General features: G+C 70.1%; 16 protein-coding genes and 1 tRNA gene. 9 read left to right on the top strand and 8 right to left on the bottom strand.

Translation table 11 applies throughout. The annotated features are described in order from the left end of the window. Positions 1–3: 3 nt before the first annotated feature. Positions 4–4884, bottom strand: a complete 4881-nt coding sequence (locus NB3_RS34145) for an ATP-dependent helicase (RefSeq protein WP_084486288.1) — start codon at positions 4882–4884, stop codon at positions 4–6. 96 nt (positions 4885–4980) lie between these two features. Here NB3_RS34145 and NB3_RS16200 point away from each other — a divergent pair, with 96 nt between their 5' ends. The 3 genes from NB3_RS16200 to NB3_RS16190 are packed head-to-tail and all read left to right on the top strand — an operon-like array spanning position 4981 to position 7367. Then, positions 4981–5526 (top strand): histidine phosphatase family protein, encoded by a 546-nt coding sequence (locus NB3_RS16200; RefSeq protein ID WP_067803408.1) that lies wholly within the window; start codon positions 4981–4983, stop codon positions 5524–5526. Between the two features lie 60 nt (positions 5527–5586). After that, positions 5587–6534, top strand: coding sequence for a patatin-like phospholipase family protein (locus NB3_RS16195; RefSeq protein ID WP_067803405.1), 948 nt, complete (start codon positions 5587–5589; stop codon positions 6532–6534). Continuing rightward, complete coding sequence (locus NB3_RS16190) at positions 6531–7367, top strand: SDR family NAD(P)-dependent oxidoreductase (protein ID WP_067803402.1); 837 nt, start codon at positions 6531–6533, stop codon at positions 7365–7367. Before NB3_RS16195 ends, NB3_RS16190 begins: the two co-directional genes overlap by 4 nt. Before the next feature lie 52 nt (positions 7368–7419). Here NB3_RS16190 and NB3_RS16185 read toward each other — a convergent pair whose 3' ends face one another. Continuing rightward, on the bottom strand, positions 7420–8586 hold the full coding sequence (locus NB3_RS16185) for a lipase family protein (protein WP_434090537.1): 1167 nt from the start codon (positions 8584–8586) through the stop codon (positions 7420–7422). 396 nt (positions 8587–8982) lie between these two features. Beyond that, positions 8983–9462, bottom strand: a complete 480-nt coding sequence (locus NB3_RS16180) for a hypothetical protein (RefSeq protein WP_067803399.1) — start codon at positions 9460–9462, stop codon at positions 8983–8985. Positions 9463–9751: 289 nt separating this feature from the next. Between NB3_RS16180 and NB3_RS16175 the strand changes: the two genes are divergently transcribed. After that, positions 9752–13225, top strand: coding sequence for an indolepyruvate ferredoxin oxidoreductase family protein (locus NB3_RS16175; protein ID WP_067803396.1), 3474 nt, complete (start codon positions 9752–9754; stop codon positions 13223–13225). Positions 13226–13371: 146 nt separating this feature from the next. Here the strand turns inward: NB3_RS16175 and NB3_RS16170 are convergent, their stop codons facing one another. The 4 genes from NB3_RS16170 to amaB all read right to left on the bottom strand — a co-directional run bounded on the left by NB3_RS16170 (position 13372) and on the right by amaB (position 17884). After that, entirely contained in the window at positions 13372–14829 is a 1458-nt protein-coding gene (locus NB3_RS16170) for a subtype B tannase (protein ID WP_067803394.1), read from the bottom strand. A 263-nt stretch (positions 14830–15092) separates the two neighbouring features. After that, the gene (locus NB3_RS16165) at positions 15093–15722 is read right to left on the bottom strand and encodes a hypothetical protein (protein ID WP_157111819.1); all 630 of its coding nucleotides are present in this window, start codon (positions 15720–15722) and stop codon (positions 15093–15095) included. Between the two features lie 480 nt (positions 15723–16202). Beyond that, positions 16203–16276 (bottom strand) — tRNA-Met (locus NB3_RS16160). A gap of 78 nt (positions 16277–16354) precedes the next feature. Beyond that, positions 16355–17884 carry an L-piperidine-6-carboxylate dehydrogenase gene (gene amaB, locus NB3_RS16155; RefSeq protein ID WP_067803388.1) on the bottom strand — a complete coding sequence of 510 codons (1530 nt, stop codon included), beginning with the start codon at positions 17882–17884 and terminating at the stop codon, positions 16355–16357. Positions 17885–17996: 112 nt separating this feature from the next. Between amaB and NB3_RS16150 the strand changes: the two genes are divergently transcribed. The 3 genes from NB3_RS16150 (at position 17997) to NB3_RS16140 (ending at position 21216) form a co-directional block, all read left to right on the top strand. After that, the gene (locus NB3_RS16150; RefSeq protein WP_039796222.1) at positions 17997–18449 is read left to right on the top strand and encodes an Lrp/AsnC family transcriptional regulator; all 453 of its coding nucleotides are present in this window, start codon (positions 17997–17999) and stop codon (positions 18447–18449) included. Positions 18450–18513: 64 nt separating this feature from the next. Continuing rightward, positions 18514–19863 (top strand): L-lysine 6-transaminase, encoded by a 1350-nt coding sequence (gene lat / locus NB3_RS16145; RefSeq protein WP_067803385.1) that lies wholly within the window; start codon positions 18514–18516, stop codon positions 19861–19863. Positions 19864–19974: 111 nt separating this feature from the next. Next, entirely contained in the window at positions 19975–21216 is a 1242-nt protein-coding gene (locus NB3_RS16140; RefSeq protein ID WP_244891928.1) for a YncE family protein, read from the top strand. Positions 21217–21258: 42 nt separating this feature from the next. Here the strand turns inward: NB3_RS16140 and NB3_RS16135 are convergent, their stop codons facing one another. Next, positions 21259–21603 (bottom strand): hypothetical protein, encoded by a 345-nt coding sequence (locus NB3_RS16135; RefSeq protein ID WP_067803377.1) that lies wholly within the window; start codon positions 21601–21603, stop codon positions 21259–21261. A gap of 192 nt (positions 21604–21795) precedes the next feature. Here NB3_RS16135 and NB3_RS16130 point away from each other — a divergent pair, with 192 nt between their 5' ends. Both NB3_RS16130 and NB3_RS16125 read left to right on the top strand, forming a co-directional pair. Further along, the gene (locus NB3_RS16130; protein ID WP_067803372.1) at positions 21796–23181 is read left to right on the top strand and encodes a serine/threonine-protein kinase; all 1386 of its coding nucleotides are present in this window, start codon (positions 21796–21798) and stop codon (positions 23179–23181) included. Between the two features lie 161 nt (positions 23182–23342). After that, a complete protein-coding gene (locus NB3_RS16125) occupies positions 23343–25286 on the top strand; it encodes a serine/threonine-protein kinase (RefSeq protein ID WP_067803369.1) in 1944 nt (647 codons plus the stop codon). Positions 25287–25335 lie beyond the last annotated feature (49 nt).

Here is a 25335-nt window from a genome sequence, read left to right as displayed (position 1 = left end):
GGCTCACGGGCGGCTCCGCAGGCGCAGGCCGCGCGGGGTGGCGGAGAAGCCCGCCTCGGTGAGGAACCCGGCGAACGTGTTGCCGTGCACGGTGTCGCCGTTGACCCGGTCGATCACCAGCGAGTCCACCCTCCGGCGGCGGACCAGGTCGGCGAGCGCGGCGGCGCCGGCGCGGCGGGCCTCGGGGTCCTCGGTGAAAGTGAGCAGGGTCTTGCCGCCCCGCTCCAGGTACAGGACCAGTTCGCCGTCGACGAGCACGACCAGCGCGCCGGCTTTGCGTCCCGGGCGATGCCCGCCGTCGACGTCGCTCTTCGGCCAGGCCAGTGCGGCGCCGTACGGGTTCGCCGGATCGCAGGCGGCCAGCGCCAGCACCGTGCCGGTGGGCTCCCTGGACTCGGGACGGGCGCGTTCGGGGTCGAAGGAGCGCAGCCTGTCCACCACGTCGGTGGTGGAGAACTGCGCACCGCCGAGCGAATCGACGAAATAGCCGCGGCGGCAGCGGCCGCGGTCCTCGAACTCGGTGAGCACCCGATACATCAGCGCGAACCCGCCCGGCACGCCCTCGTTCTGCACCGAGCCCCTGGTCAGCACGCCGTACCGCTCCAAGAGCAGATCCGCGGTCGCGTGCGCGCGCAGCGTGTTGTCCGAGATCCGCTCCGGGAGCAGGGACCAGCGCCCGGCGACCGAGGGCGGACCGGAACGGGTGGGCATACTCGGGCGGGGCAGGTAGGCGCGCCCCCGCGGCGCGCGCCGGGGCGTGCGGTGGGCCGTGGTGGTCCGGGTGGTGCCGGAAAGCAGCGCCCGCACCGGTGCGAACGTGTCGCCGGAAACCATTCCGGCCCAGACCAATTCCCACAGTGCCGAGGCCGCCGCGCTGTCGTCGAGCAGGCCGGTGGCGTCGGAGAGCTGCCGGAAGAAGTACGCGCCACCGCCCTGTGGCACGGGTATCAGGCGTTCCGTGAGAGCGCCGGAGATCGAATTCCCCACATCGGCGCCGTCTTCCGGACCGGCCGGTGATCGTCTTCCACGTCGGCCGTCGCCCGACCCGTTCGGTGTGGCGCTACCAGAGGGTTCGGCCTCCTCGGATCGCCGGTGCGCGCCGTCGGCCGCGCTGCCGGAAGACGGATCCGGCTCGTCCAACGGCACGGGCACTCGATCTTCAGCTCGGCCGGGCGGCGTCCACGGCACGAAGGTCGCGCCCAGCGCGGCGAGCAGGCGCAACTGGACGTCGGTGAGGTCGATGTCGTCCGGTGGCGCGAGACTGAACGGCGCTTGCTCGGCCGGATGCAGGGCGATCCAGCCGTCCTTGGCGGTGATCGCGCCGTGCCCGGACCAGATCACCTCGCCGGTCGCCATGAGCTCGTCGAGCATGGCGGGGGTGTAATCGCGCACCCGCGCGGGCAGGACGAGCGATTCCCAGGCCGACGCCGGGATCGGCACGCCCGCGAGCTGTTCCACCACGGCCGCAACGCCGTCGACGCCGCGCAGCTCGCCGCTGCCCACGTGCTGCCAGGCCGGGAGAAAACGCCCGAACGCGGCGGTCGAGACCGGCTCGACCTCATGCCTTGCGGCGGCCAGCGACCTGCGGCGCAACCGGCGCAGCACCTGCGCTTCGCACCATTCCGACCCGGCCGCCCCCGGCGTGAATTCGCCCTCCACCACGCGTTTCTCCGCGGCGAGCCGGTGCAGCGCGGTAGCGACGACCGCGGTGCCGAGGCCGAACCTGGCCGCCACCGCCTCCGTGCCGAACGGGCCGTGCGTGCGGGCGTAGCGGCCGATCAGATCGCCGAGCGGATCGGCCACCGGCTCGATGAACGCCGACGGCGTGCCGATCGGCAGCGGAACCCCGAGCGCGTCGCGCAGCCGGGCCGCGTCCTCGACCGCCACCCACCAGGTTCGCCCCGCGAAGGAGACCTGGAGCGCACGGCGTGCGGACACCAGGCTCTCGAACCAGGCGACGGGGTTCTCGTCGCAGCGCTCGGCGGCCTCGGCGGCGGTGAGCGGCCCGAGCAGCCGCAGCAGGTCCGCCAAACCCTCGGCGTCGCGCGCGTGCCGCTCGGGGGTGAGCCGCTGCAGTTCCCGCTCGGTCTGCTCGATGACCGCGGCGTCTAGCAGTTCGCGCAGCTCGACCCGGCCGAGCAGTTCGGCGAGCAGACCGGAATCCAGCGAGAGCGCCGCGGCGCGCCGCTCGGCCAGCGGGCTGTCGCCGTCGTACATGAACTGCCCGATGTAGTCGAACAACAGGGCGTTGGCGAACGGTGACGGCGTCGCGGTCTCCACCTCGACCAGCCGTATCCGCCGCCGCCCCACCTGGCCGAGCAGCTCCCGCAGCGACGGCAGGTCGTACACGTCGCGCAGGCATTCGCGCACCGTCTCCAACAGGATCGGGAACTCGGGGAACTTGCGCGCCACGTCCAGCAACTGGGCCGAGCGCTGCCGCTGCTGCCACAGCGGGGCTCGTTTGCCCGGGTCGCGGCGCGGCAGCAGCAGTGCGCGCGCGGCGCATTCGCGGAACCGGGACGCGAACAGCGCCGAGCCGCCCACTTGCTCGGTGACGATGTCATCGATCTCGTCGGACTCGAAGACGAACAGTTCGGCGCCGGGCGGATCGTCGGTGGTGTCGGGCAGCCGCACGACGATGCCGTCGTCGGAGGCGTTCGGCGCGGCGTCGACGCCGAACCGCTCCCGCAACCGCGCGCCGATGGCCAGCGCCCACGGGGCGTGCACCGGAAGCCCGTAGGGCGAGTGCAGCACCAGCCGCCAGTCGCCGAGTTCGTCGCGGAACCGCTCCACCACCAGGGTGCGATCGGTGGGCAGGTGGCCGGTCGCGGTGCGCTGTTCGTCCAGGAGGGTGAGCAGATTGGCGGTCGCGTTGTCGTCCAGACCGGCGGAGAGCATGAGGTCCGCGACCCGCTCCCGCACGGCTCCGGCGGCCGCGCCCGTGTCGATGCTCTTCGAATCCGACTGCGCGCGAGTTGTTTTGGACGTTTTCGGCGGTGCACCGTCGCGCCGCGACGTCTTCTCCGCACTCTCCGGTCCCGCGGCGCGGTCCTGCGCGACCGTGCGGACGAACTCGCCGAGCGCCGCGCCGAGTTCGGCGGGGCGACCCAGTCCGTCACCGTGCCAGAACGGCAATCGGCCCGGCTGCCCGAACGCGGGCGTCACCAGCACCCGATCGAAGGTGATCTCCTCGATCCGCCAGCTCGTCGCTCCGAGCGCGAACACATCGCCGACCCGGGATTCGTACACCATCTCCTCGTCGAGTTCCCCGACCCTGGAGGCCTTCTCGCCCACCATGTACACCGCGAACATGCCGCGATCGGGAATCGCTCCGCCCGAGGTCACGGCCAGCCGCTGCGCGCCGGGCCGCCCGGTGAGGGTGCCCGCGTCGCGATCCCAGACCAGTCGGGGACGCAGCTCGGCGAACTCGTCGGAGGGGTACCGCCCGGAGAGCAGGTCGAGCACCGAATCGTAGGCCGAGCGCGGCAGCGACGCGTAACTGCCGGTGCCGCGCACGACGTCGAACCACGCGTCGACGTCGATCGGCTCCAGCGCGCACGCCGCGACGGTCTGCTGCGCGAGGATGTCCAGCGGATGCGCCGGGATCTGGATCGCCTCGATCTGCCCCGCCGTCATCCGCCGCGACGCCACCGCGCAGTGGATGACGTCGGTGCGGTGCTTGGGAAAGATCACCCCGCGCGAGATCTCGCCGACCTGATGCCCAGCCCGGCCGATCCGCTGCAACCCGCTCGCGACCGACGGCGGCGCCTCCACCTGCACAACCAGGTCGACCGCCCCCATGTCGATGCCGAGTTCCAGGCTGCTGGTCGCGACGACGCAGCGCAGCCGCCCGCTCTTGAGATCGTCCTCGATCAGCGCTCGCTGCTCCTTGCTGACCGAACCGTGATGCGCGCGCGCCAGCAACGGCCCGGCGCCGTGGATCACCTCGGTGGACGGGCCGAGCTGGGCGGGCGGCTTGTGCTCGGTCTCCACCGGCTCGCCCAGCCGCGCCGCGTAGGCCTCGTTGAGCCGGGCGGTGAGCCGCTCGGCCAGCCTGCGGGAGTTCGCGAACACGATCGAGGACCGGTGCTCGAGCACGAGGTCGACGATCGCCTCGTCCACGTGCGGCCAGATCGATCCGGGCTGGTCGGAGTCACCCGGCTCGGTCATGTCCGCCACCGGCACGCGCACCGACAGGTCGAACGTCTTCGGCGCGGGCGGCGCGACCAGTGTGATCGGCGCGTTGCCGACCAGGAACCGCCCGACTTCCTCCGGTGGCCGTACCGTCGCCGACAGCCCGATGCGCTGGGCGGGCCGCTCGGTCAGCAGATCCAGTCGTGCCAGCGACAGCGCCAGGTGCGAACCGCGCTTGGAACCGGCGATCGCGTGCACCTCGTCCACGATCACCGTGCGCACTTCGCGCAGCGTCTCGCGCGCGGCCGAGGTGAGCATGAGGAACAGCGACTCCGGCGTGGTGATCAGGATGTCCGGCGGGGTGCGCAGCATGGACCGGCGATCGGACGCGCTGGTGTCGCCGGAGCGGACTCCGACGGTGAGCTCAGGAGGCTGTAGACCCAGGCGCTTGGCGGTCTGCGTGACGCCGACCAGCGGCGCCCGCAGGTTGCGTTCCACGTCCACCGCCAGCGCCTTCAGCGGGGACACGTACAGCACCGAGGTGCCCGCCCGCTCCGGCCGCTGCTCCCGGCCCGCCAGCTGGTCGATCGCCCACAGGAACGCCGAGAGGGTCTTGCCTGACCCGGTGGGCGCGACGACCAAGGTGTGCTCGCCGGCCGCGATCGCCTTCCACGCCCCGAGCTGAGCGGAGGTCGGCGCGGGGAACGCGCCGTCGAACCACTCCTGGGTCGCGCGGGAGAACTGAGCCATGGATTCAGTGTGCACCGGCGCACCGACAGGCACGCCGGTACCGATCCGCGAGCAAACGAACAGCGTCCGCCGACGCCGGGCCGTACGCTTCGACAGGTGCAAAAGGTGCTCAGACTCGACCTGGTCAGCCACGGCATGACCGAGGCGATGCGGAAGGCACGTTTCCCGGTCGACGAATCGCTCACCGAGGCGGGCAGGCGGGCGGTGGCCGGGTGCGGGCCGCTCACCGCCCAGCGGGTGCTCACCGGCCCGGAACGCAGGACGGTGGAGACCGCCGCGTTGCTGGGATTGCCGGGCGAGGAGGACAACCGGCTGCGCGACCTGGACGCGGGCGCCTGGCGTGGCGGCGAACTGATGTCGGTCCCCCAGGACGAGCTGTACGCCTGGCTCACCGACCCGGCGTTCCGCGGGCACGGCGGCGAATCCGTGCTGGACGTGATCGAACGGACCAGGCTGTGGATGGCCGAGGTCGCCGCGCGCTCGGTGTCCACCATCGCGGTCACCCACCCCGCGGTCGTGCGGGCCGCGCTGCTGGTGACACTGGACGCCCCGCCGAAATCGTTCTGGCGGATCGACATCCCTCCCGGCAGCGTCACCCGCCTGCACTATCGCGGCGAATGGACACTGCATTTCACGGCCTGAGCCGGTGCGGGACCTTCCGGGGGGTGGCTTTCGGGCCGCGCGGGGCTAGTGTCTGAGACTATGGGTAACAAGAAAGGGTCGAAGCGTCGCGGCCTGGCCATCGGATGCGGGGGCACGGTGGGCGCGGCGTGGATCGTCGCCGCCCTCGCCGCCGCCAGGGACGTGCTCGCTTGGGATCCGCGCGAGGCGGAGGTGCTGCTCGGCACCTCCGCGGGCGCGGAGACGGTGACGCTGCTCGGCAGCGGCGTCTCGGTGGACGACCTGGTCGCACTGCAACGCGGTACCGTGACCGATCCGATCCTGCGTGCGCACCGTGCCGCCGAGCCCGGCCGATTCCCGCCGTTGCCGCGCCTGCGGCTCGGCTCGCCCCGACTGCCCCTGCGCCGCCACGAGCCGGGCCAAGCGCTACTGACGGCGAGCAGCGGACTGCTGCCGGAAGGCGGCGGCGACCCGGGCTGGCTGCAACGGCTGGCCGAGCGCCTGAACCCCGGCCGGGCCTGGGTGTCGCATCCGGCGACCCGCCTGGTGGCGATGGACTACGCGACGGGCGAGCGCGTCGCGTTCGGCGCGCCCGGCGCTCCCGCTGCCGTCATCGGCGAGGCGCTGCGGGCGTCGTGGGCCGTTCCCGGCTGGTTTCCGCCGGTCACCATCGCGGGCCGCCGCTTCGTCGACGGCGGCGCAGGCTCGACGGCCTCGGTGGACCTGCTCGTCGGCGAGGGCTTGGACGAGCTGCTGGTGCTGGCTCCGATGGCCTCAGCCGCTCCGATTCCGCCCACCGGCCCCTTGGACCTGCTGGAACGGCAGCTGCGCAACCGGATGAGCGGCAAACTCCACGCGGAGATCGCGCGGTTGCGCGCGGCGGGGACGAGAGTGCTGTTCGTGGGTGCCACCGCCGACGACCTCGCGGTGATGGGACCGAACTTCATGGACGGCCGCCGCCGTCTCGCCGCCTTCGAACACAGCTTGCGCAGTACCCGCCGCGCGCTCGAGCAAGGAGCATTCGTATGAGATTTCTCGGATCCGGCTACCCCGCGATCGACCTGAGTGAGGCGACCGTCCTGATCACCGGAGGCGGCCGCGGGATCGGCCGGGCCACCGCGGAGTCCTTCGCCGCCAAGGGCGCTCGTGTCGTGCTCGCCGACGTGGACAAGCCCGCCGCGGACGAGGCGGCCGCGGCGATCGGAGCGACCGCGTTCGAGCTGGACGTGCGCTCGCGCGGCCAGTGGGACGCGGTCGCCGCGGCGGTCGGCGGAATCGACGTGCTGGTCAACAACGCCGGTGTGATGCCTGCGGGCGCGTTCCTGGACGAACCGGACGTGGTCGGCCAGGCCACGCTGGACATCAACGTCTGGGGTCTCATCCACGGCATGCGCGCCGTCGCGCCGGGCATGATCGAGCGCGGTCGCGGCCATATCGTCAATGTCGCCTCGCTGGCGGGCAAGATCCCGATTCCCGGGCTGGCTGTGTACAACGCGAGCAAGTTCGCGGCGGTCGGCCTCTCGGCGGCGACCCGCCTGGAATTCGCGGAGCACGGCGTCAGCGTCAGCTGCGTCCTGCCGTCGGCCGTACGGACCCGCCTCTCCTCGGGGTTGGCGCTCGGTCACGGAATGCCGACCGTCGATTCGGAAGACGTCGCCGCCGCGATCGTGCGCACGTGCGCGACCCGCAGAGCCGAAGTGGCCGTGCCGAACTACCTCGGCCCGATGGACATCGCGCTGGCCGTCGCGCCGGAACGGGCCGTGCGCCTGATCCGCGGCCTGCTCGACGGAGATCGCGCCTTGCACCCGGCCGACGAGAAGGTCCGTGCGCGGTACGAGAAAGCGGTGCGCTCCATCAGCTGATGGAACGAAAACGGCCCGGGGGCAGGCGCCCTCGGGCCGTTTTCGTCCGGGTTCAGCAGCTGGTCGGTGCGGGTTCGCCGCGGAATCTGGCCTCCACGTAGTTCCACGCGTCCGCGAATCCGGCGGCGGCCGCGGTCATGTGCTCGGAGATGTCGACGGTGTGGAACGTCACCGGCGCACCCGCCTTGCAGTACCGGTCGGCGACCTCGGCGACGGGTTTGTAGAAGGTGAGCTCGTCGAAGCGGCCCTGCCACAGATAGGTCGGCACGGCGGGCACGCCGTCGAAGTACCGCAGGCTGTTCTCGCGCAGGACGGCGTGCGCCTCCGGGCTGTCCATCAGGCTCTTGGACGCCGCCATCTGCTCCGCGCTGCGGAAGGCGCCGTGGAACAGCAGGAACCTGCGGCAGGCGTCGTGGGTGAATTCCCGGAACCACAGACCGTTCTCGTTGAGCTGATCCGAGATCGGCAGCCGGTCGGGGTACTCCCGCTCCAGCCCCATGGCGGCGGCGAAGGCGAGGCCGAAGCCGGGGTGCGGCTGGAAGCCGAGCGACATCGCCATCTCTTCCAGGTCGGCGGGGATGCCACCGGCCACGGCGGTGGTGAGCTTCAGTTCCGGAGCGTAGGTGGGCTGCATGGCGGCGGCCCACGCGGTGGCCATGCCGCCGCCGGAGTAGCCCGCGATGGCGACGGGGGAGTCGGACAACCCGAGTTCGGCGACCTTGCGAACGGCCCTGACACTGTCGAGGGTCATCATGCCCGCCAGGCGCGCCGCGCCGTAGGCGGAGGTGGGGCCGAGGTAGTCCGGCAGCGAGATCGCCCATCCGCGTCCGATGGGCAGCATCGCGCCGACCGCGTCCTGCAGTTCGCCGTTGAACAGCGAGCGCGACGGATTGCACTGGGCGCCCAGCGAATTGATCAGCGCCTGGTAGGAGACCAGCGGCGGGTTCTTCACCCCGGCGGGCATCAGGACGGTCGTGATGCCCATGACGGGATTGCCCTGCGAATTCGTGGAGCGGAACGCCACTTGCCAGCCCTCGGTCCCGACATACATGCCGGTGTCGATCCTGCGGGCCCGGACGACGTCGCCAGGGGCGAGCGCCCCCAGGTCGGGCGGCGCAGCGTAGAAGGGGTCGGGATCGGGTGTGGGATACAGGGGCTGAGCCGTCGCTGGCAGGCCGAGCAGGCCGAGCGAGACGATGCTCACCAGCAGGATCGCGATCCGGAACGGAACTCTGGACACGGGTTTCCTTCGAAAGTCAGCCGTCACCGACCCACCGTCGCGCGGCCTGCGGGCCGCGGCGCCGGTGCTTCGGACGGATCGGCACTACACGGAAAGCCGCAGCGAACCTTCGCTGCGGAGCAGAGCGGAAGGCACCGCGGCCGCAGCGACCCCGAGTCGATCATGGCGGATTGCCGCACCTCCTTCGACTCCGGGACCGCCGGTAGCCGCGAAGGCGGCACCATCCGCTGCGAAAATAGCGCCCGCCCCCGCCTGGCGCCGCATCGGTACAGACGAACCGGACATCTCACAATGCCCGCGGCCCGCCCTTCGACAAGATCACTAAGGGGGGCGGCCTACCCGGTCGCCCATCGGCCCAGTTTCTCGTCGTGCGGCTCATGTGAAGCTGAGCACCGTCCGTCCGCCCAGCGGGCGTTGCAGGTCTACGACGACCACGCCGTACTCGCGCTTCTGCTCCGGGTTCGCGCCCTGGCACGGCGGCATGCCGCGATGCAGGCCGTGGATCAGCCGCACGTTCACCCGGTCGGCCGATTCCTCCACCCGCGCGGTGAATCCGATGCTCGGACAGCCGACCGGGCCGGGGATGTGGATCCCGAGCTTGTCCGTCCCGTCCTCGGTGTCGTACTCGGAGAAGGGCAGTGCCGAACTGGACTCCAGATCCGCGGCATGCGGGACGACGACCATGGTCCCGCCCGCGAATCGCCGGGGACCAGGGTCGGCGGGCATCCCCGCCGCCGCCTCCTCGGTGCGCTCCGCGGTGGCGGGCACGGCCGGGTCCGCTTGCTGTCCGCACGCGGTCAGCGTTCCGAACGTCAGGGCGGCGACGATCGCCGTGCCCATCCTGCGCAGTGCCACCTTCCCACCTTCACACAGGTGGGCGCGGGTGCGGCGGAGGATGCGCGGTGTGGCACGGGTGCGGCTCGGCCGGAGGGCGACCCGACGGCGCGACGCGTGGGTGTGCGCATCGTCACAAAGACCTCGCACTGTGCTTAGCTTGTGCCCATCTCCATCCCTTCAGATTGGTCATATTGCTCAACTTGACATGTGAAGGTTGTGCGTTCAGTTCTTCGGGACCACCATATCGGCAACAAGTGCTCAACGAAGCTCAGCGTCGGACCGGCGCCGGGCGGACGGGTGGAACCGTATGACCGAGCTGGCCGACCGCGATCTGACCGCGGCTCCCTACGACCTCGCCGACCGTTACCGCGTCGGCTCGGGCACCGTTGTCCTCACCGGCGTGCAGGCCATCGCGCGGCAGCTGGTCGAGCAGCATGTGCGCGATCTGCGCGCCGGGCGGCGGGTGGGCACGTTCGTGTCCGGGTATCAGGGCAGTCCGCTCGGCGGCGTGGACAAGATGCTGTCCGGTATGCCGGAGGTGCTCGCCGAACACGACATCTCGTTCGTCCCTGGATTGAACGAGGAACTGGCCGCGACCTCCGTGTGGGGCAGCCAGGCGGACCTGCCCGCGGGCACCGCGACCCATGACGGCGTCGTCGGCGTCTGGTACGGCAAAGGCCCCGGCCTCGACCGCGCGACCGACGCGCTGCGCCACGCCAACATGTACGGGGTGAATCCGCGCGGCGGCGTCCTGCTGCTGGTCGGTGACGATCCGGCGGCCAAATCCTCCACCGTGCCCGCGGTGAGCGAGCGCTCCCTGGCCGCGATGAACATTCCCGTGCTGTTCCCGCGCAACGCCCGCGAGGTCATCACCATGGGCCTGCACGGAGTCGCCCTGTCGCGCGCCTCCGGCTGCCTGGTGGCGTTGAAGATCGTCGCCGACGTCGCCGACGGCGCCTGGACCGTGGACGGTTCGGTCGGCGACATCGATATCGTCGTGCCCGAAATCGATTGGCAAGGACGACCGTTCCACTACCGGCAGCGTCCGATGGCCGCGCCTGCCGACAGCCTGCTCGCCGAGGCCGACCTCTACGGTCCCCGCTGGGAGCTGGTGCGCGCCTACAGCACGCGCAACGGGCTGGACGTGATCGAGGTCGACCCGGCCCGCGCCACGATCGGCATCGCCGCCACCGGGACCACCTTCGACGCGGTCCGCCAAGCGCTGCTCGACCTCGGCGCCGACGACGACGCGCTGTACGGCGCGGGTATCCGCCTGCTGCGCATCGGGATGCCGTATCCCGTCGCGCCGGACCGGGTCCGGGAATTCGCCGCCGGGCTCGACCGGCTGATCGTCGTCGAGGACAAGACCGCGTTCGTCGAAACCCAGATCCGCGACATCCTCTACGGCGTCGCGGGCGCACCCGAAATCCTCGGCAAGCGCGATCACGCCGGCCGCCCGCTGTTCGCCGCCGACGGCGAACTGACCTCGGGGCGCATCGCCGCGCCGCTGCGCCGCCTGCTCGACGGGCACCTCGAACTGAAACGTCCACTGCCGCAGCCGCTGTCGCTGTCGGTGCTGCCCGCCAAGCGCGCGGCCTACTTCTGCAGCGGTTGCCCGCACAACCGTTCCACCGCCGTCCCGGAAGGCTCATTGGCGGGCGGCGGCATCGGCTGTCACACGTTGGTGACCATGTCCGGCCGCGTCGACAGCAAGGTCACGGGGCTCACCCAGATGGGCGGCGAGGGCGCGCAGTGGATCGGCCAGGCGCCCTTCACCGACGTGCCGCACCTGTTCCAGAACATCGGCGACGGAACATATTTCCACTCCGGCCAGCTCGCCGTGCAGGCGTGCGTCGCCGCGGGCGTGAACATCACCTTCAAGCTGCTGCACAACGACGTGGTCGCGATGACCGGCGCGCAGCACGCCGAGGGCGCGCTCACGGTGCCGATGCTCACCCACAAGCTCGCGATCGAGGGCGTCCGGCGCATCATCGTCTGCGCCGACGAGCCCGAGCGCTACCGCAAGCGCGATCTCGCGCCCGGCACCTCGCTGTGGCACCGGGACCGGCTCGACGAAGCGCAGCGCGCGCTGCGCGAGATCCCCGGCGTCACGGTGCTCATCTACGACCAGCACTGCGCGGCCGACGCGCGGCGGCAGCGCAAGCGCGGCGCCCTGCCCGTGCGCCGCACCCGGGTGGTCGTCAACGAAGCGGTGTGCGAAGGCTGCGGTGACTGCGGGGTCCAGAGCAACTGCTTGTCGGTGCAGCCGGTGGACACCGAGTTCGGACGCAAGACGCGGATCGACCAGACCTCGTGCAACACCGACTACAGCTGCCTGAAGGGCGACTGTCCCGCGTTCGTCACGGTGGAGCTGCCCGATCCGGCCGAGCGGAAGCCGCGCGGAGCCGGTCGCGCGCCGCGGCCGCCGCGGCTGCGGGAACTGCCGCACGAACCACCGGCGACCACGCAGAACGTCTTCCTCGCCGGCATCGGCGGCACCGGCATCGTCACCGTGAACCAGGTCCTGGCGACCGCCGCGATGCGCGCGGGGTACGAGGTGGCGAGCCTGGACCAGATCGGCATGAGCCAGAAGGCCGGGCCGGTGGTCTCGCACCTGCGTTTCGCCGCGGGCGCGCTGGAACCCGCCAACCGGCTGGCCCCCGCCTCCGCCGACTGCATCGTGGCCTTCGATCTGCTGGCCGCGACCGACAACAAGAATCTGGCCTACGGCAGCGCCGCGACGACCGTCTCGGTCGCCTCCACCAGCAAGACCCCGACCGGGGACATGGTCTACGACCGGTCCGTCACCTACCCCGACGAGGGGGTGCTGCTGCGGCGATTGGAACAGGTTTCGCATTCGGTGCGGTCCTTCGACGCCCTCGCCGCCGCGGAGGCGCTCTTCGGCAACACCGCCGCCGCGAACTTCCTGCTGGTCGGCGCCGCCTACGAGACCGGAGGTCTGCGGCTGCCCGGCTGGGCGATCGAGGAGGCCATCGAGATCAACGGCGTTGCCGTGGACGCCAACCTCGCGGCCTTCCGCTGGGGCCGGGTCGCGGTCGCGCGGCCGGAAGAGTTCGCCGCCGCCACCACGCGCGGTGCGACCGAACCCACCCCGGTCGCGGTGCCCGCCGACCTGTTCGACGAGCTGACCGCGACGGGCGAGACGCGGCGGCTGGTCGAGCTGCGGGCGGTCGAACTGATCGGCTTCCAGAGCGTCGCGGTGGCGCGCGACTACGTCGCCACGATGCAACGCGTGTGGGCTGCCGAGCGCCGGGTGACCGACCGCACCGAGTTCAGCGAACAGGTGGCGCGCGGGCTGTACAAATTCACGGCGTACAAGGACGAGTACGAGGTGGCGCGACGGCTCACCGATCCGGCGTTCCTGGCCGAGGTCGCCGCGCAGGTTCCCGACGGGGCGAACCTGACCTATCGGCTGCACCCGCCGGTCCTGCGCGCATTGGGACGCAAGGACAAGATCGGGATGGGACCGGGCAGCCACTTCGCCCTGCGCTTGCTGGCCAAGGGAAAACGCCTGCGCGGCACCAAGCTCGATCCATTCGGATACGCGCACGTGCGACGCGTGGAACGCGAGTTGCGGGCGCACTACACCGCGATGGTGACAGACCTCGCGCAGGCGCTGGACCGAACGGGCTACGACCGCGCGGTGCGCGCGGCGGCGCTCGCCGACGTGGTGCGCGGATACGAGGACATCAAGCTCGCCAACGTCGCCGACTACGCCGAACGCCTGCGGGAACTCGGTATCGAGCCGCCGCGCTGCTAACGGGTGCGCGGCCCGCGGGGTGAGCGGGCGCGGCGTGGGTGCTCGGATCGACGCCTCGGCAGGTCTTCGCCGCGATCCGGGAATGGGTGTGCCAGTGGTGGGCCGGCGAACTCTTAGCAGTGCGCGGTCGCCGCTCGGCGAACGCGTCACGCCGTGTAACCGGTGACCTTGCCGATCCACGCGACGAAATCCGCCGCGTCCTCGTTGCTGGCGTGCCCCGCGTCCCAATACATCGCGGCGTCGACCTGGTCACCGAGATTCGCCAGGCTCGCGGCGAGATTGCCCACGATGGTCAGCGACGCGTCGGTGTCCTTGGTGCCGACGCGAATCCACCAGTGCTTCGCTCGGGCGGGATTGCGCTGCCGGAGGAAGAACATCGGGTTCATCATGCTGATCTTCTCGGGCAGGTCGCTGTCGAGTACCGCCCCTGGGTCGCCTGTCGCTTTCCGCAGGCTGAAGAGGGTGAAATGCCTGGCCTTGACGGTGCCGGAACCGAAAAGGTTGTTCTCGGCCGAGGACAGGTCGAAAGCGTCGAACGCGGGCACGCCCTTCTTCCGCTCGCCCACGTGGGCGAGGAAATTCGGCCAGGTGAACTCCGCCCGGTCGCCCGACCACGTGATCCAGGTGTTGGCCGCCAGGTAGCTCGATCGGTCGGCGTCCGGCAGGGCGTGCAAATACTTGGTCGCCGCCGGTTCCAGATAGGTCCGCACCAGGTAGTTGCCGTAGTTGGCGGCCGTGATGAGCCCGAAGCCGTCCCCGCCCTGCAGTTCCAGTGCGGCCTGGTAGTCCGTGAACGCCGTGCTCAGATCATGCGAGGCCGTCGCGTCCAGTTCGCCGGAGCGCAAGGGGTTGGCGCCCCAATTCCACTCGTAGGCCATGTCCGCGTGTTCCAGGTCGGTGATGGGGCAGTAGGGCGCGGCGGCGAACACCGCGTCGCTCGCGTCCGCCGCGCCGAGTTCGGCGAGATACCGGTCGTACATCCGGTTGTCGGCGGAGGCGGCGAGCAGCGCGGACAGCGCGCCGCCCGCGCTGACCCCGGTGGCGACGATCCGGTCGGTGCTTCCCGGAACCCGGCCGGAATTATGCCGGAGGTATCGGACCGCGGCCTTGAGATCCACGATGGCTGCGGGGGGCACGCCGTAATTCGTGCCGTCGGGTGCGACCAGGTCCCGCCCGCGCACGCCGGGCTCGACGACCACATAACCCGCCGCGAGCGCGAGGTCGCGGTTCCGGTTCGCTCCGCCGTCCGGCTCGTCGCTCTTCGCCGCCGACGACAGGTATCCGCCGACGGAGTTGCTGAAGAGGATCGGAGCTCTGCTCGCGTCGACAGAGCGTCCCTCGATCTCGACGGGGACGCTGACGTTCAAGCTCTGATACGTCTTGTCCACCGGCTTCGCCACGTAGACGACATTGTCGTAGAACCGATAGGTCACCTTCTTGTCCCGCTCGAAGGTGGCGACGGTCTTCTTCCGCGTCGTGAAGTCGTCGGGGTCGAAGGCCAGTTCGTCCACCGCTTGCGCATCCCCCTCCAGCAGGCCGCAGGCGGCTAAAAACGGCACGGCGACCGCCGCCGCACACCCCTCGAGCATCGCCCTGCGCCGCACAGCTCTCTCCTTCGCATTCGGGGCAAGCCGTTCGGTGTCGCGGCCGTTGCGGCGGCGACGGAACTCTCGCCCGGAACGAATCAGCTGGTCATCGGGTCGCTGAGATCGAAGGATAGCGGTAGGGGACGTCGCGCTCACGGACGTGCGCGGCTGCGCCCGACGCGCGTCGGAAGACGGGCGTCGGGCGCAACCTGCCGGACGAGGACCGTCTCGCGGCCGCTCGGCCATCGGCTCGCCACAGCACGAGGCAGCGTGGGAAATGATCAGCCGACTTTCACCGGGACCACCGCCGTATCGGCCGTTCGCGCACGACCGACCGTAAGGGCGACCAAGCCGGCATTACCCGCCGTGGAAATCATCGGCCCCGCGATGGCGGCGAATTCGAAGCCGCTCACCATCAGCACGCCGAGCAGGCCGAGGCCGTTGGCGAGTGCGTTCGCGGCGAACGTCTGCCAGGTTTCCTCACGCGGTTCCGACCACACATGCCGGAGCGTGGGAATGGTGGCGATGAGATTCGCGCATATCGCGAACAGCGCGCCGAACGCCTTTTCCGATACACCGATCGTCACCAGCACGCATGCGATCGAGGCAACCAGGCAGGCCCAATCGATGGTGTCTTCCGGTCGCAGGCCGGACCCGCGAGCGAGGCCGACGGCGACCACCGCCGCGTTCATGGCCGCCGCCGCGGCGTTGATGCCCGCGGCGAGATAGCCGCCGTCGAGGTACGCCACCACCGCGAACACGGTGTTCGCGGTGCACCATGCCGCCCACGACGCGATGCGCGGCCTGGTGTTCCCTTCCACTATCCCCGCCAGGTAGGCGACGACGCCGAACAATGAGATACCGACGCCGAGACACGCCAAAGACGAGCTCGCATTCCAGAAATCACTCACGCGGAACTTCCCTCACAGATTGTCGTCGTTGCACGCAGAGATGGCCGATATCGGCGATCGAATCATTACGAACACGCCGAAGGAGACAAGCCGGTGCGGTGACGGGAACCGGGGGTTGCTTGCGGGAAAACACTTCGGGATGAATTGTCCGGGTGACCGGAAAGAATCGTGACACGACAACTCGGGCGTCACCAATCCAAGGAAGCGCCGTAACCATGTTTTAACCAGTGCTTTGCAAAGGCCGGTGCCAAGAGTGCGCGGCGAGTTATTCCACGAAATATTCCCCTGTGACCTACGGGACAGGTGGACGCCGCCGATATAAACGCCCACATGTCGCTATTGGCGACGTATCTGGACATTTCGGGCGGCGGCTCGATTCGGAGGCGAGCGCTCTTGGCGGCTCGGATCGCGGCCGCGGCACTCGACCGGCCCGGCGCAAGAGAAACGGCCCGGAGCGATCTGCTCCGAGCCGTTTCGTAGTAGCGGGGACAGGATTTGAACCTGCGACCTCTGGGTTATGAGCCCAGCGAGCTACCGAGCTGCTCCACCCCGCGTCGGTATGGACAACACTACACAACGGGGGAGCGAACAACCCAATCGTGCTGGTAGGACGGCATTTTTACCGCCTCGGATCAGCCGAATTCGATGCCTTGGGCGAGGGGGAGTTCGGTGGAGTAGTTGACGGTGTTGGTGGCTCGGCGCATGTACGCCTTCCATGAGTCCGAGCCGGATTCGCGGCCGCCGCCGGTCTGCTTCTCGCCGCCGAAGGCGCCACCGATCTCGGCGCCGGAGGTGCCGATGTTGACATTGGCGATGCCGCAGTCGGATCCGTCGGCGGCGAGGAAGCGTTCGGCCTCGCGCTGGTCGGTGGTGAAGACGGCCGAGGACAACCCCTGCGGCACTTCGTTGTGCAGGGCGATCGCGCGATCGAAGTCGTCGTAGGTGAGCACGTAGAGGATCGGCGCGAAGGTCTCCTCCCGCACCACCGCGGTCTGGGCGGGCATACGCACGATGGCGGGCCGCACGTAGTAGGCGTCGCCGCCGAAACCCTCGACTCGCTCGCCGCCGCAGACCAGTTCGCCGCCGTCGGTCACGGCCTTGTCCAGAGCCGCGCGCATCCCGGTGTACGCCTTGCCGTCGATCAGCGGCCCGACCAGCACCCCGTCGTCGAACGGATCGCCCACCGGCAGTTGCCGGTACGCCCGTTCCAGCCGCTCCAGCAGCGGGCCCGCCACGCTGCGGTGCACGATCAGCCGCCGCAGCGTGGTGCACCGCTGTCCGGCCGTACCCGCCGCGGCGAACACGATGGCCCGCGCGGCGAGGTCGAGGTCGGCGGACGCGGTGACGATCGCGCCGTTGTTGCCGCCCAGTTCCAGCAGGCAGCGCCCGAGCCGCTCGGCCACCCGCGGCGCCACCAGCCGGCCCATCCGCACCGAGCCGGTCGCGCTCACCAGCGCCACCCGTTCGTCCTCGACGAGGCGGGAGCCGACGGCGCTCGCGCCCTGGATCAATTGGTGGATCTCCGGATCGGCGTCCACCTCGCCGGCCGCGCGCCGCAGCAGCGCGTGACAGGCCAGCGCCGTCAGCGGCGTCGTCTCCGACGGCTTCCACACCACGGTGTCGCCGCAGACCAGCGCGATCGCCGTATTCCATGCCCAGACCGCGACCGGGAAGTTGAACGCCGAGATCACCCCGACCACGCCGAGCGGATGCCAGGTCTCCATCAGCCGGTGGCCGGGACGTTCCGAAGGCATGGTGTGGCCGTAGAGCTGCCTGGACAGACCGACGGCGAATTCGCAGATGTCGATCATCTCCTGCACCTCGCCCTCGGCCTCGGCGGGGATCTTGCCCGCTTCGAGCGTGACGAGTTCGGCCAGGTCGCTCTTGTGCGCGGTGAGCAGCCTGCCGAGGCCGCGCACGACCCCGGCCCGGACCGGCGCAGGCACCGCGCGCCAGGTCCGGAAGGCGGTAGCGGCGCGGCCGATCGCGGCGTCGACCTCGTCGAGCGAGCTGGATCGCAGGGTGGTCAGCTGCCCTCCGGTGATCGGAGTGCGGGCGAGCAGATCGCCGGGTTCCGGTGACGGCGCGCCCAATTGGCGCAGCACGGCCTCGGCGCGGGCGGCGAGACGCTGGGTGGCCTGGTGGTCGAGTACCTCGGTCATGTGTTGTTCCGCCGTACCTTTCGGCCGCGTCGCGGCGTGTCTGTCCCACATAGCGGGAGGATGGAGGTGAGGTTCCGGACACGAGGCGGGCTGCCTGAGTTAGCCTTCGCTGATGGCGGATACACCGGCAAGACCCGTACTCGATGACATCGATCGCCTGCTGATTCGTGAACTGATGGCCGATGGACGGGCCACTTTGTCGAACCTGGCCGAGAAGGCGAGTCTGTCGGTGTCCGCGGTGCAGTCACGGGTCCGCCGATTGGAAGCGCGCGGGGTGATCCGCGGGTACACCGCGCACGTCGATCCCGAAGCGCTCGGCCAGCTGCTGTCGGCATTCGTCGCGATCACTCCTCTCGACCCGTCGCAACCCGATGACGCACCCGCGGTGCTGCAGCACATCCCCGGCATCGAGGCCTGCCACTCGGTGGCCGGTGAGGAGAGCTACATCCTGCTGGTGCGCGTAGCGTCCCCGCGGCACCTCGAGCAGTTGCTCCAGGAGATCAGAGCCACCGCCAACGTTCGTACCCGGAGCACCATCATCTTGCAGACATTCTATGACAGGTGACGATTCCGTGTAATTAATACGCTTTGTTGTAGAGGTTCCGTAAATTTTTACGTACCCTCAGGGCGTGACCATCGAACTGGAACGCACCCGCCCGGCGGTCACCCCCGCCGCCCGGGTTCACGAGATCTTGTCGGCGAGCATCCTGGCCGACGGCTTCGACTTGGTACTCGACCTCAACCGTTCCCGCGGCTGCCGCCTCGTCGACGAACGCGACGGCAGCACCTACCTGGACATGTTCGGGTTCTTCGCCTCCAACGCGCTGGGCATGAACCATCCCGCCCTCGCCGAGGACGCGCAGTTCCGGGCCGAGCTGCTCGCCGCGGCGGTGAACAAACCGAGCAACTCCGACGTGTACACCGTCGAGATGGCCCGCTTCGTCGAGACGTTCGTGCGTGTGCTCGGCGACCCGCGCCTACCCCACCTGTTCTTCATCGATGGCGGCGGCCTCGCGGTGGAAAACGCCCTCAAGATCGCGTTCGACTGGAAGAGCAGGCACAACGAAGCACACGGCCGCTCACCGGAACTCGGCGCCAAAGTGCTGCATCTGACCGGCGCGTTCCACGGCCGAACCGGTTACACCATGTCGCTCACCAACACCGATCCGGTGAAGACCGCGCGCTTCCCGAAGTTCGACTGGCCGCGGGTGGAGTCGCCCTACGTCACCGACGAGTTCGACGTCGAAGAGGCAGAGGCGCGCTCGCTCGCCGGGATACGGCGGGCTTTCGAGGAAAACCCGCACGACATAGCGTGTTTCATCGCCGAGCCGATCCAGGGCGAGGGCGGCGACCGGCATCTGCGTCCGCGGTTCCTGCAAGCCGTGCAACGGCTGTGTCACGAGAACGACGCGCTGTTCGTGCTGGACGAGGTGCAGACCGGCGTCGGCATGACCGGAACCGCCTGGGCCTACCAGCAACTGGGCTTGGCGCCGGACGTCGTCGCGTTCGGCAAGCGGACCCAGGTGTGCGGCGTGATGGCGGGCGGCCGCGTGGACGAGGTGCCCGACAACGTGTTCGCGGTCAGCTCCCGGCTCAATTCCACCTGGGGCGGCAACCTGGCCGACATGGTGCGCAGCAGGCGCACCCTCGAGGTGCTCGAACAGGACGCGCTGATCGAGCGGTCCCGGCCGCTGGGGGCGCACCTGCTCGAACGGCTGGGCGACCTGGCCGCCCGGCACGCCGATGTCGGCGAGCCGCGCGGGCGCGGCCTGATGTGCGCGATCACCCTGTCGTCGCCACGGTTGCGCGACGAGGTGCTCACCGCGCTGCGCGAGCGCGAACACGTGCTGATCCTCGGCACCGGCGAGCGGGGCATCCGGTTCCGTCCTCCGCTGACGGTCACCGGCGCCGAGCTGGACGAGGCCGTCGACGCGCTGGACAAGGTCCTGACCAGCCTGGAACTACGCCCGACGGGATGATCCCGGCATTCCGGCGCACTCCGGCGCGGGTGCGCCGGAATCCCGGGTTGGGCTCCTAGGCTTCGCATCCATGCCATCTCGTCTTCACCACGCTCCGGCAAGGTGCGGCGCGTGAAACGACAGCGGATGTACCGATGCTGCGTGCCCTACCTCGTCGTCGCCGCTGTGCTGTTGTCGGCGCAGGCCGGCTGCGCGGCCGGCGACGCGGGCACCGCGGGCACCGAGCGGAGCCGGGCCGCCCCGACCGTCGTGGCGACTCCGGCCGCCGCGGCGGCCCCCACCACGGCCGCGCTTCCGCCCCACATGACCGATGTGCTGCCGGGGATGCCGCCGCCGCTCTCACCGACCGACGTGTACGTGGCCGACCGGGAACTCAGCCCGGCCGTGGCGGGCCATCGCCCGCTCGTCTACGTGCCCAACAGCCGGTCGAACACGGTCTCGGTAATCGATCCGGAGAGCTTCCGGGTGATCGACACCTTCCCTGCGGGCGGCTCGGAACCGCAGCACGTTGTGCCGTCCTACGATCTGCAGACGCTCTACGTCACCAACGATCTGCCGATCGGCGGGGGCAGCCTGTTGCCGATCGACCCGAGCACGGGCAAACCGGGCGCACCCTTCCCCGTGCGCGATCCCTACAACATGTACTACACGCCGGACGGCCGGTACGCCCTCGTCGTCGCGGAGGCGGACAAGTCGCTGGATTTCTACGATCCGCGGACCTGGCAGAAGAGGCACGCCATGGCGGTGCCCGACTGCCCAGGAGTCGATCACATGGACTTCACCGCCGACGGCCGGTTCGCCCTGGCCTCGTGCGAATTCGCCGGGCGGATGCTGGTTTTCGACGTGGCCGAGCGCAAGGTCGTCAAGCTGGTCGACCTGCCCGGCGGTCGCTCGGGCATGCCGCAGGACGTGAAGCTGTCCCCGGACGGGCACACCTTCTTCGTCGCCGACATGACCGCCGACGGCGTCTACCTGTTCGACGCGCACACGTTCGAGACGACCGGCTTCGTGCCGACGGGCAAGGGGGCCCACGGCCTCTATGTCACCCGCGATTCCGCGCGGATGCTCATCACCAACCGGCACGAAGGCAGCGTCTCGGTGTGGGATTTCGCGGCGAACGGGCTGGTGCGCAAGTGGTTCGTGCCCGGAGGCGGCAGTCCGGACATGGGCAACATCTCCGCGGACGGTCGCGTCTTCTGGGCGTCGGGCCGCCAGCACGACGAGGTGTACGCGATCGACATCGTCAACTGGGAACTCCTGGCGCGCATCCCGGTTGGCAAAGGGCCGCACGGGCTCACCATCTGGCCGCAGCCGGGCCGCTACTGCACGGGGCACACCGGCGTCATGCGCTGACCCGGCCGGTTCCGCCGAAGTCGTGGCGGGGTGGCGGAACGGTCAGGGCGTGACCGGACGCAGCCCGAGACCGCCTTCGACGAAGCGGTGCACGGAACTCAGCCCGGCGTCCAAGGCGGCCGCGTAGCCGGAACGCGCCCATCCGCTCACCGTCGCGGTGCCGTCGCCCTGGGGCGTCACCCCGATCTCGGCGACCAGTTCGGCCGTGGTCGGTTCGCAGACCGCCCAGGAGAAGTGCGTTTCCTCCGCCCAGCCCGCACTGCGCCGATCCACGTAATCCGGTTCCGTGATGCCGCCCGCGGCGAGGGCGGGGCGGTCGTCGATGCGGTCGTCGGCGCGCAGGGCGCGCAGATACCAGGCGCCCGCGTTGATCTCGATCGGTTCCATCAGCGTTCGGTCGTTCCGCCGCGCCGGCCGCGCGGGATACCCGCGAGCGCTCCGCCGAATTCCGCGACGCCGACCGGCCTCGCTGGGACATGATCGGATGACCGCGTCGTCGCATTTGCGCGTTTCGCGATACCGATGCGGATTTCGGGTAGCTCGATCATGACGAAGAGGCTAGCGGGAGGTTCTATCGATATGGGCGAGCTGTGGTTCGGCCACTACCGTCTCGATCGGTTGCTGGGCAGCGGCGGCACCGGCGAGGTATGGCTCGCGCACGACACCACCACCGACCGTGCGGTCGCGTTGAAGCTGCTGACCACCGCGTATGCGGCGGACCCGAAATTCCGGCAACGGTTCACCAGGGAGGCCAGGCTCGCCACCCAGGTGCGGGGGCCGCACCTGGTGCCGATCCATTCGTTCGGCGAGCTCGACGGCCGCCTGTACATCGACATGGAGTTCATCGAGGGCTCCGACGTGGCCGCGCTGCTGCGGAGGTCGGGGCGGCTCGACCCCGAGCGCGCGCTCGATATCGTTGCGCAGACGGCCACCGCGCTCGACTTCGCGCACCGCGCCGGCCTGGTACACCGCGACGTGAAGCCGTCCAACATCATGGTGACCCCCGGCGGCACGGTCTACCTGATCGACTTCGGCACCGCGCACCGCAGCGACCAGCCCGCGATCACCGCCACCGGCAATGTGGTCGGCACGCTGGCCTACATGGCGCCGGAGCGGTTCGACGGGGCGGCGGGCCCGCGTTCGGACCAGTATTCGCTGGCATGCGTGCTGTTCGAATGCCTGACCGGGCGCAGGCCGTTCGACGACGGCGAGCCACCACGTCTGCTGCGCGCCCACCTCTTCGACACGCCGCCGTCGGCCTCGGCGCTCGATCCGGCGATCCCGCCCGCGCTCGACGGGGTGATCGCACGCGGAATGGCGAAGGACCCGGACCTGCGCTGGTCCACCGCGGGGGAACTGGCGTCGGCGGCGCACGTAGCGCTGACCGGCCGCGATGCCACCACGGTCGAGCTGGCCTCCGCGGTGCCGACGGTCCTGATACCACCACCGCCGCGGGCGGCGGCCGGGACCGGTGTCTCGCCCGTGACGCGCACGCCCCTCGGGCCGCGTCTGGCGCTGGTGTCGTTCGGGGCGCTCGTCGCGGCGGTCGCCGGGGCGCTATGGATCGGACGGCCGGATACGGCCGACGCGGGACCGGTCACCACGCCGCTGCCGGCTCCCAAGCAGGAACACGCGACGTCGGCGGCTCCGCCGTCGCACGCCACGGCCGCGCCGACGCCGATCTCCGCGCCGATCGTCGTCCTGCCCGGCGCGGGTCAGCCGTGCGACCCGGCGATCGACGTGCACAGTGTCACTGTCGACGGCCTCGTGCTCACCTGCGCTGCGTCGTCGGCGGGCCGCCCGAGTTGGCTTCCGGTTTTCCCCGCGTCCGACGGTGTCGCCGTGCGCGACGCCGACGAGTCGAACGGCTCCGGCCTGCCGGATGCGGGCGCCAAGCCCGACCGGGGCAAGCCGGGCCATGCGAACCAGGGACACGGCAAGGACAAGCCCAAACCCGGCAAGTAAGCGGACTGTCATCGAGCACACAGTGGTGTGCGGTGCGGGGCGGGGTTACGCTCCGAAGAAGGCCACTTCTTCGGCATTCGTGCGGTGACCTGCCGATTTCCGTTGTCCGCGCCGTGCAGCGGCCGGGTCGGCCAGATGTCAACGGTGACTGGAGGTTCGCGATGGGGGAGGTGCGATTCGGGAATTACCGCCTGGAGCGATTACTCGGCAAGGGCGGTATGGGGCAGGTGTGGCTGGCCTACGACTTGGTGGCCGCGCGCCGGGTGGCGTTGAAACTCTTGCCCGCCGAACTCGCGGCCGCGGCGGGATATCGCAAGCGATTCGAGCGTGAAGCCGAAGCGGTGGCGCGCCTGCGCGATCCGCACGTACCTCGAATCCACCGGTTCGGCGAGATCGACGGCCGCCTGTATATCGACATGCAGTTCGTGGAGGGCGCCGATCTGGCGGGCAAGCTGCTCGCGGAGGGGCCGCTGTCACCGGCCGTCGCGGTCGGCGTCATCGGTCACGTCGCCGCGGCGCTCGATGTGGCGCACCGGCTCAGGCTGGTGCATCGCGACGTCAAACCGTCGAACATCATCGTCCACCCCAGCGGCTTCACCTACCTGATCGACTTCGGTATCGCCCACGGCCTCGGTCAGACGGCCGTGACCACGACGGGCATGGCGATCGGCACCCTGGCGTACATGGCGCCGGAGCGGTTCACCGGGAAGGTGGACGGGCGCGCGGACGTCTACTCGCTGGCTTGTGTGCTCTACGAGTGCCTCACCGGCTCCCGCCCCTACGGTGACACCGATCCCGCACAGCAGATGCACGCGCATCTGATGGCGACACCCCCGCGAGCCGGTTCGGTGTGCGCGGGTGTCCCCGCCGCCCTCGATGCCGTCATCGCTCGGGGACTGGCCAAGGAGCCGGACGAAAGATACGCCACCGCAGGAGAATTCGCCGCAGCTGCGCGCGCGGCGATCGGTGTTTCCGACGCGCGAACCGTGCCGCCCCCCTCATCCGGTGCCGGAGTCGGCGGCTACCCGCCTGTGCGAGAAGAATTTTCGCCACATTCGCCCGTTGAATCCGGCGGACGAGATGGGCTTTCGGAACCGCAGGCCGCGGTGCCGCGGCGCGCACCCACCCCGACAAAAGTTCTCCCGCAGCCAGGTCCGACGCCGACGCTCGTGGCGACCAGGCTCGACTGGCCCGGGCCGAATCCCGCCACGGGACAGGCTGTTACGCCCCCTGGTCCGCCGGTGCGTGGATATGCGCATCCGCAGGTTGTCCCTGGTCATCCCGCTGCGAGACAGCCAGCTTCAGCGCGCCGGTATCCCAACGCACCCTATGCCGTTGGCGGCGGACAGCCGGGTTGGCAGGACAGATTGCTCGCGTTGCAGGCGCGTGTGCTGTCCCCGAAGCCAGGCCCGGTCGCTCCGCCGTACCGGGCACAGGCGCGCAAGGTCTTTCCCTCGGTCCCGCGTCCGGGTCGGCGCGGGGTTGCTCAGCGGCGGCCGGGCGCCCCGGTCCGGCGACGTCGGCGGAGCCTGTTGTCGAAGCTGATCGGTGCGCTGGTGGTGGTGTTCCTCGCGCCGTTCGCGTTCGCGGCCGGTTGCGTCGCGTTGATCGCGGCCGGAACCAGAGCAGGCGACTCCGGCACGCCCGCGCCGACGCTGCCGCCCGCCGCGGTGGCGGTGGAGGAGCCAGGACCGCCGATGACCGATCCGGCCGCCGTCGCGCCGGTGGGCACTCCCGTGCGGGACGGCAAATTCGAATTCGTCGTGACGAAGGTCGACGCGGGCGTTTCCCGCGTCGGATTGCAGACGGCCGCCGGTTCGTTCCTCATCGTCACGCTGACCGTGCGCAACATCTCCGACGAGTCGAAGTGGTTCCTGCCGCTGGGCCAGCGCCTGCTGGACACACAGGACACTCCGTTCGACCACAACGCCACCGCCACCATGTGGCAGAACACCCAGCAGCGCCTCGGCTACTCCTTCGAGCTGCGCCCCGGGCAGTCCGCCACCACCCAACTCGTCTTCGACCTCCCGCCCACGGTCACTCCCGACCACCTGGAACTTCACGACTTCGTCCTGTCCAACGGCGTCCGAGTCGCCCTCGGCTGAACATCTTCGGACAGCGGTGTCATGCCGATGCCGAAGCGTCAGCGCTCGG

The organism is Nocardia beijingensis NBRC 16342 (genome assembly GCF_001612785.1).
Lineage (GTDB): Bacteria > Actinomycetota > Actinomycetes > Mycobacteriales > Mycobacteriaceae > Nocardia > Nocardia beijingensis.
This window is presented reverse-complemented; position numbering and strand designations above follow the sequence as displayed.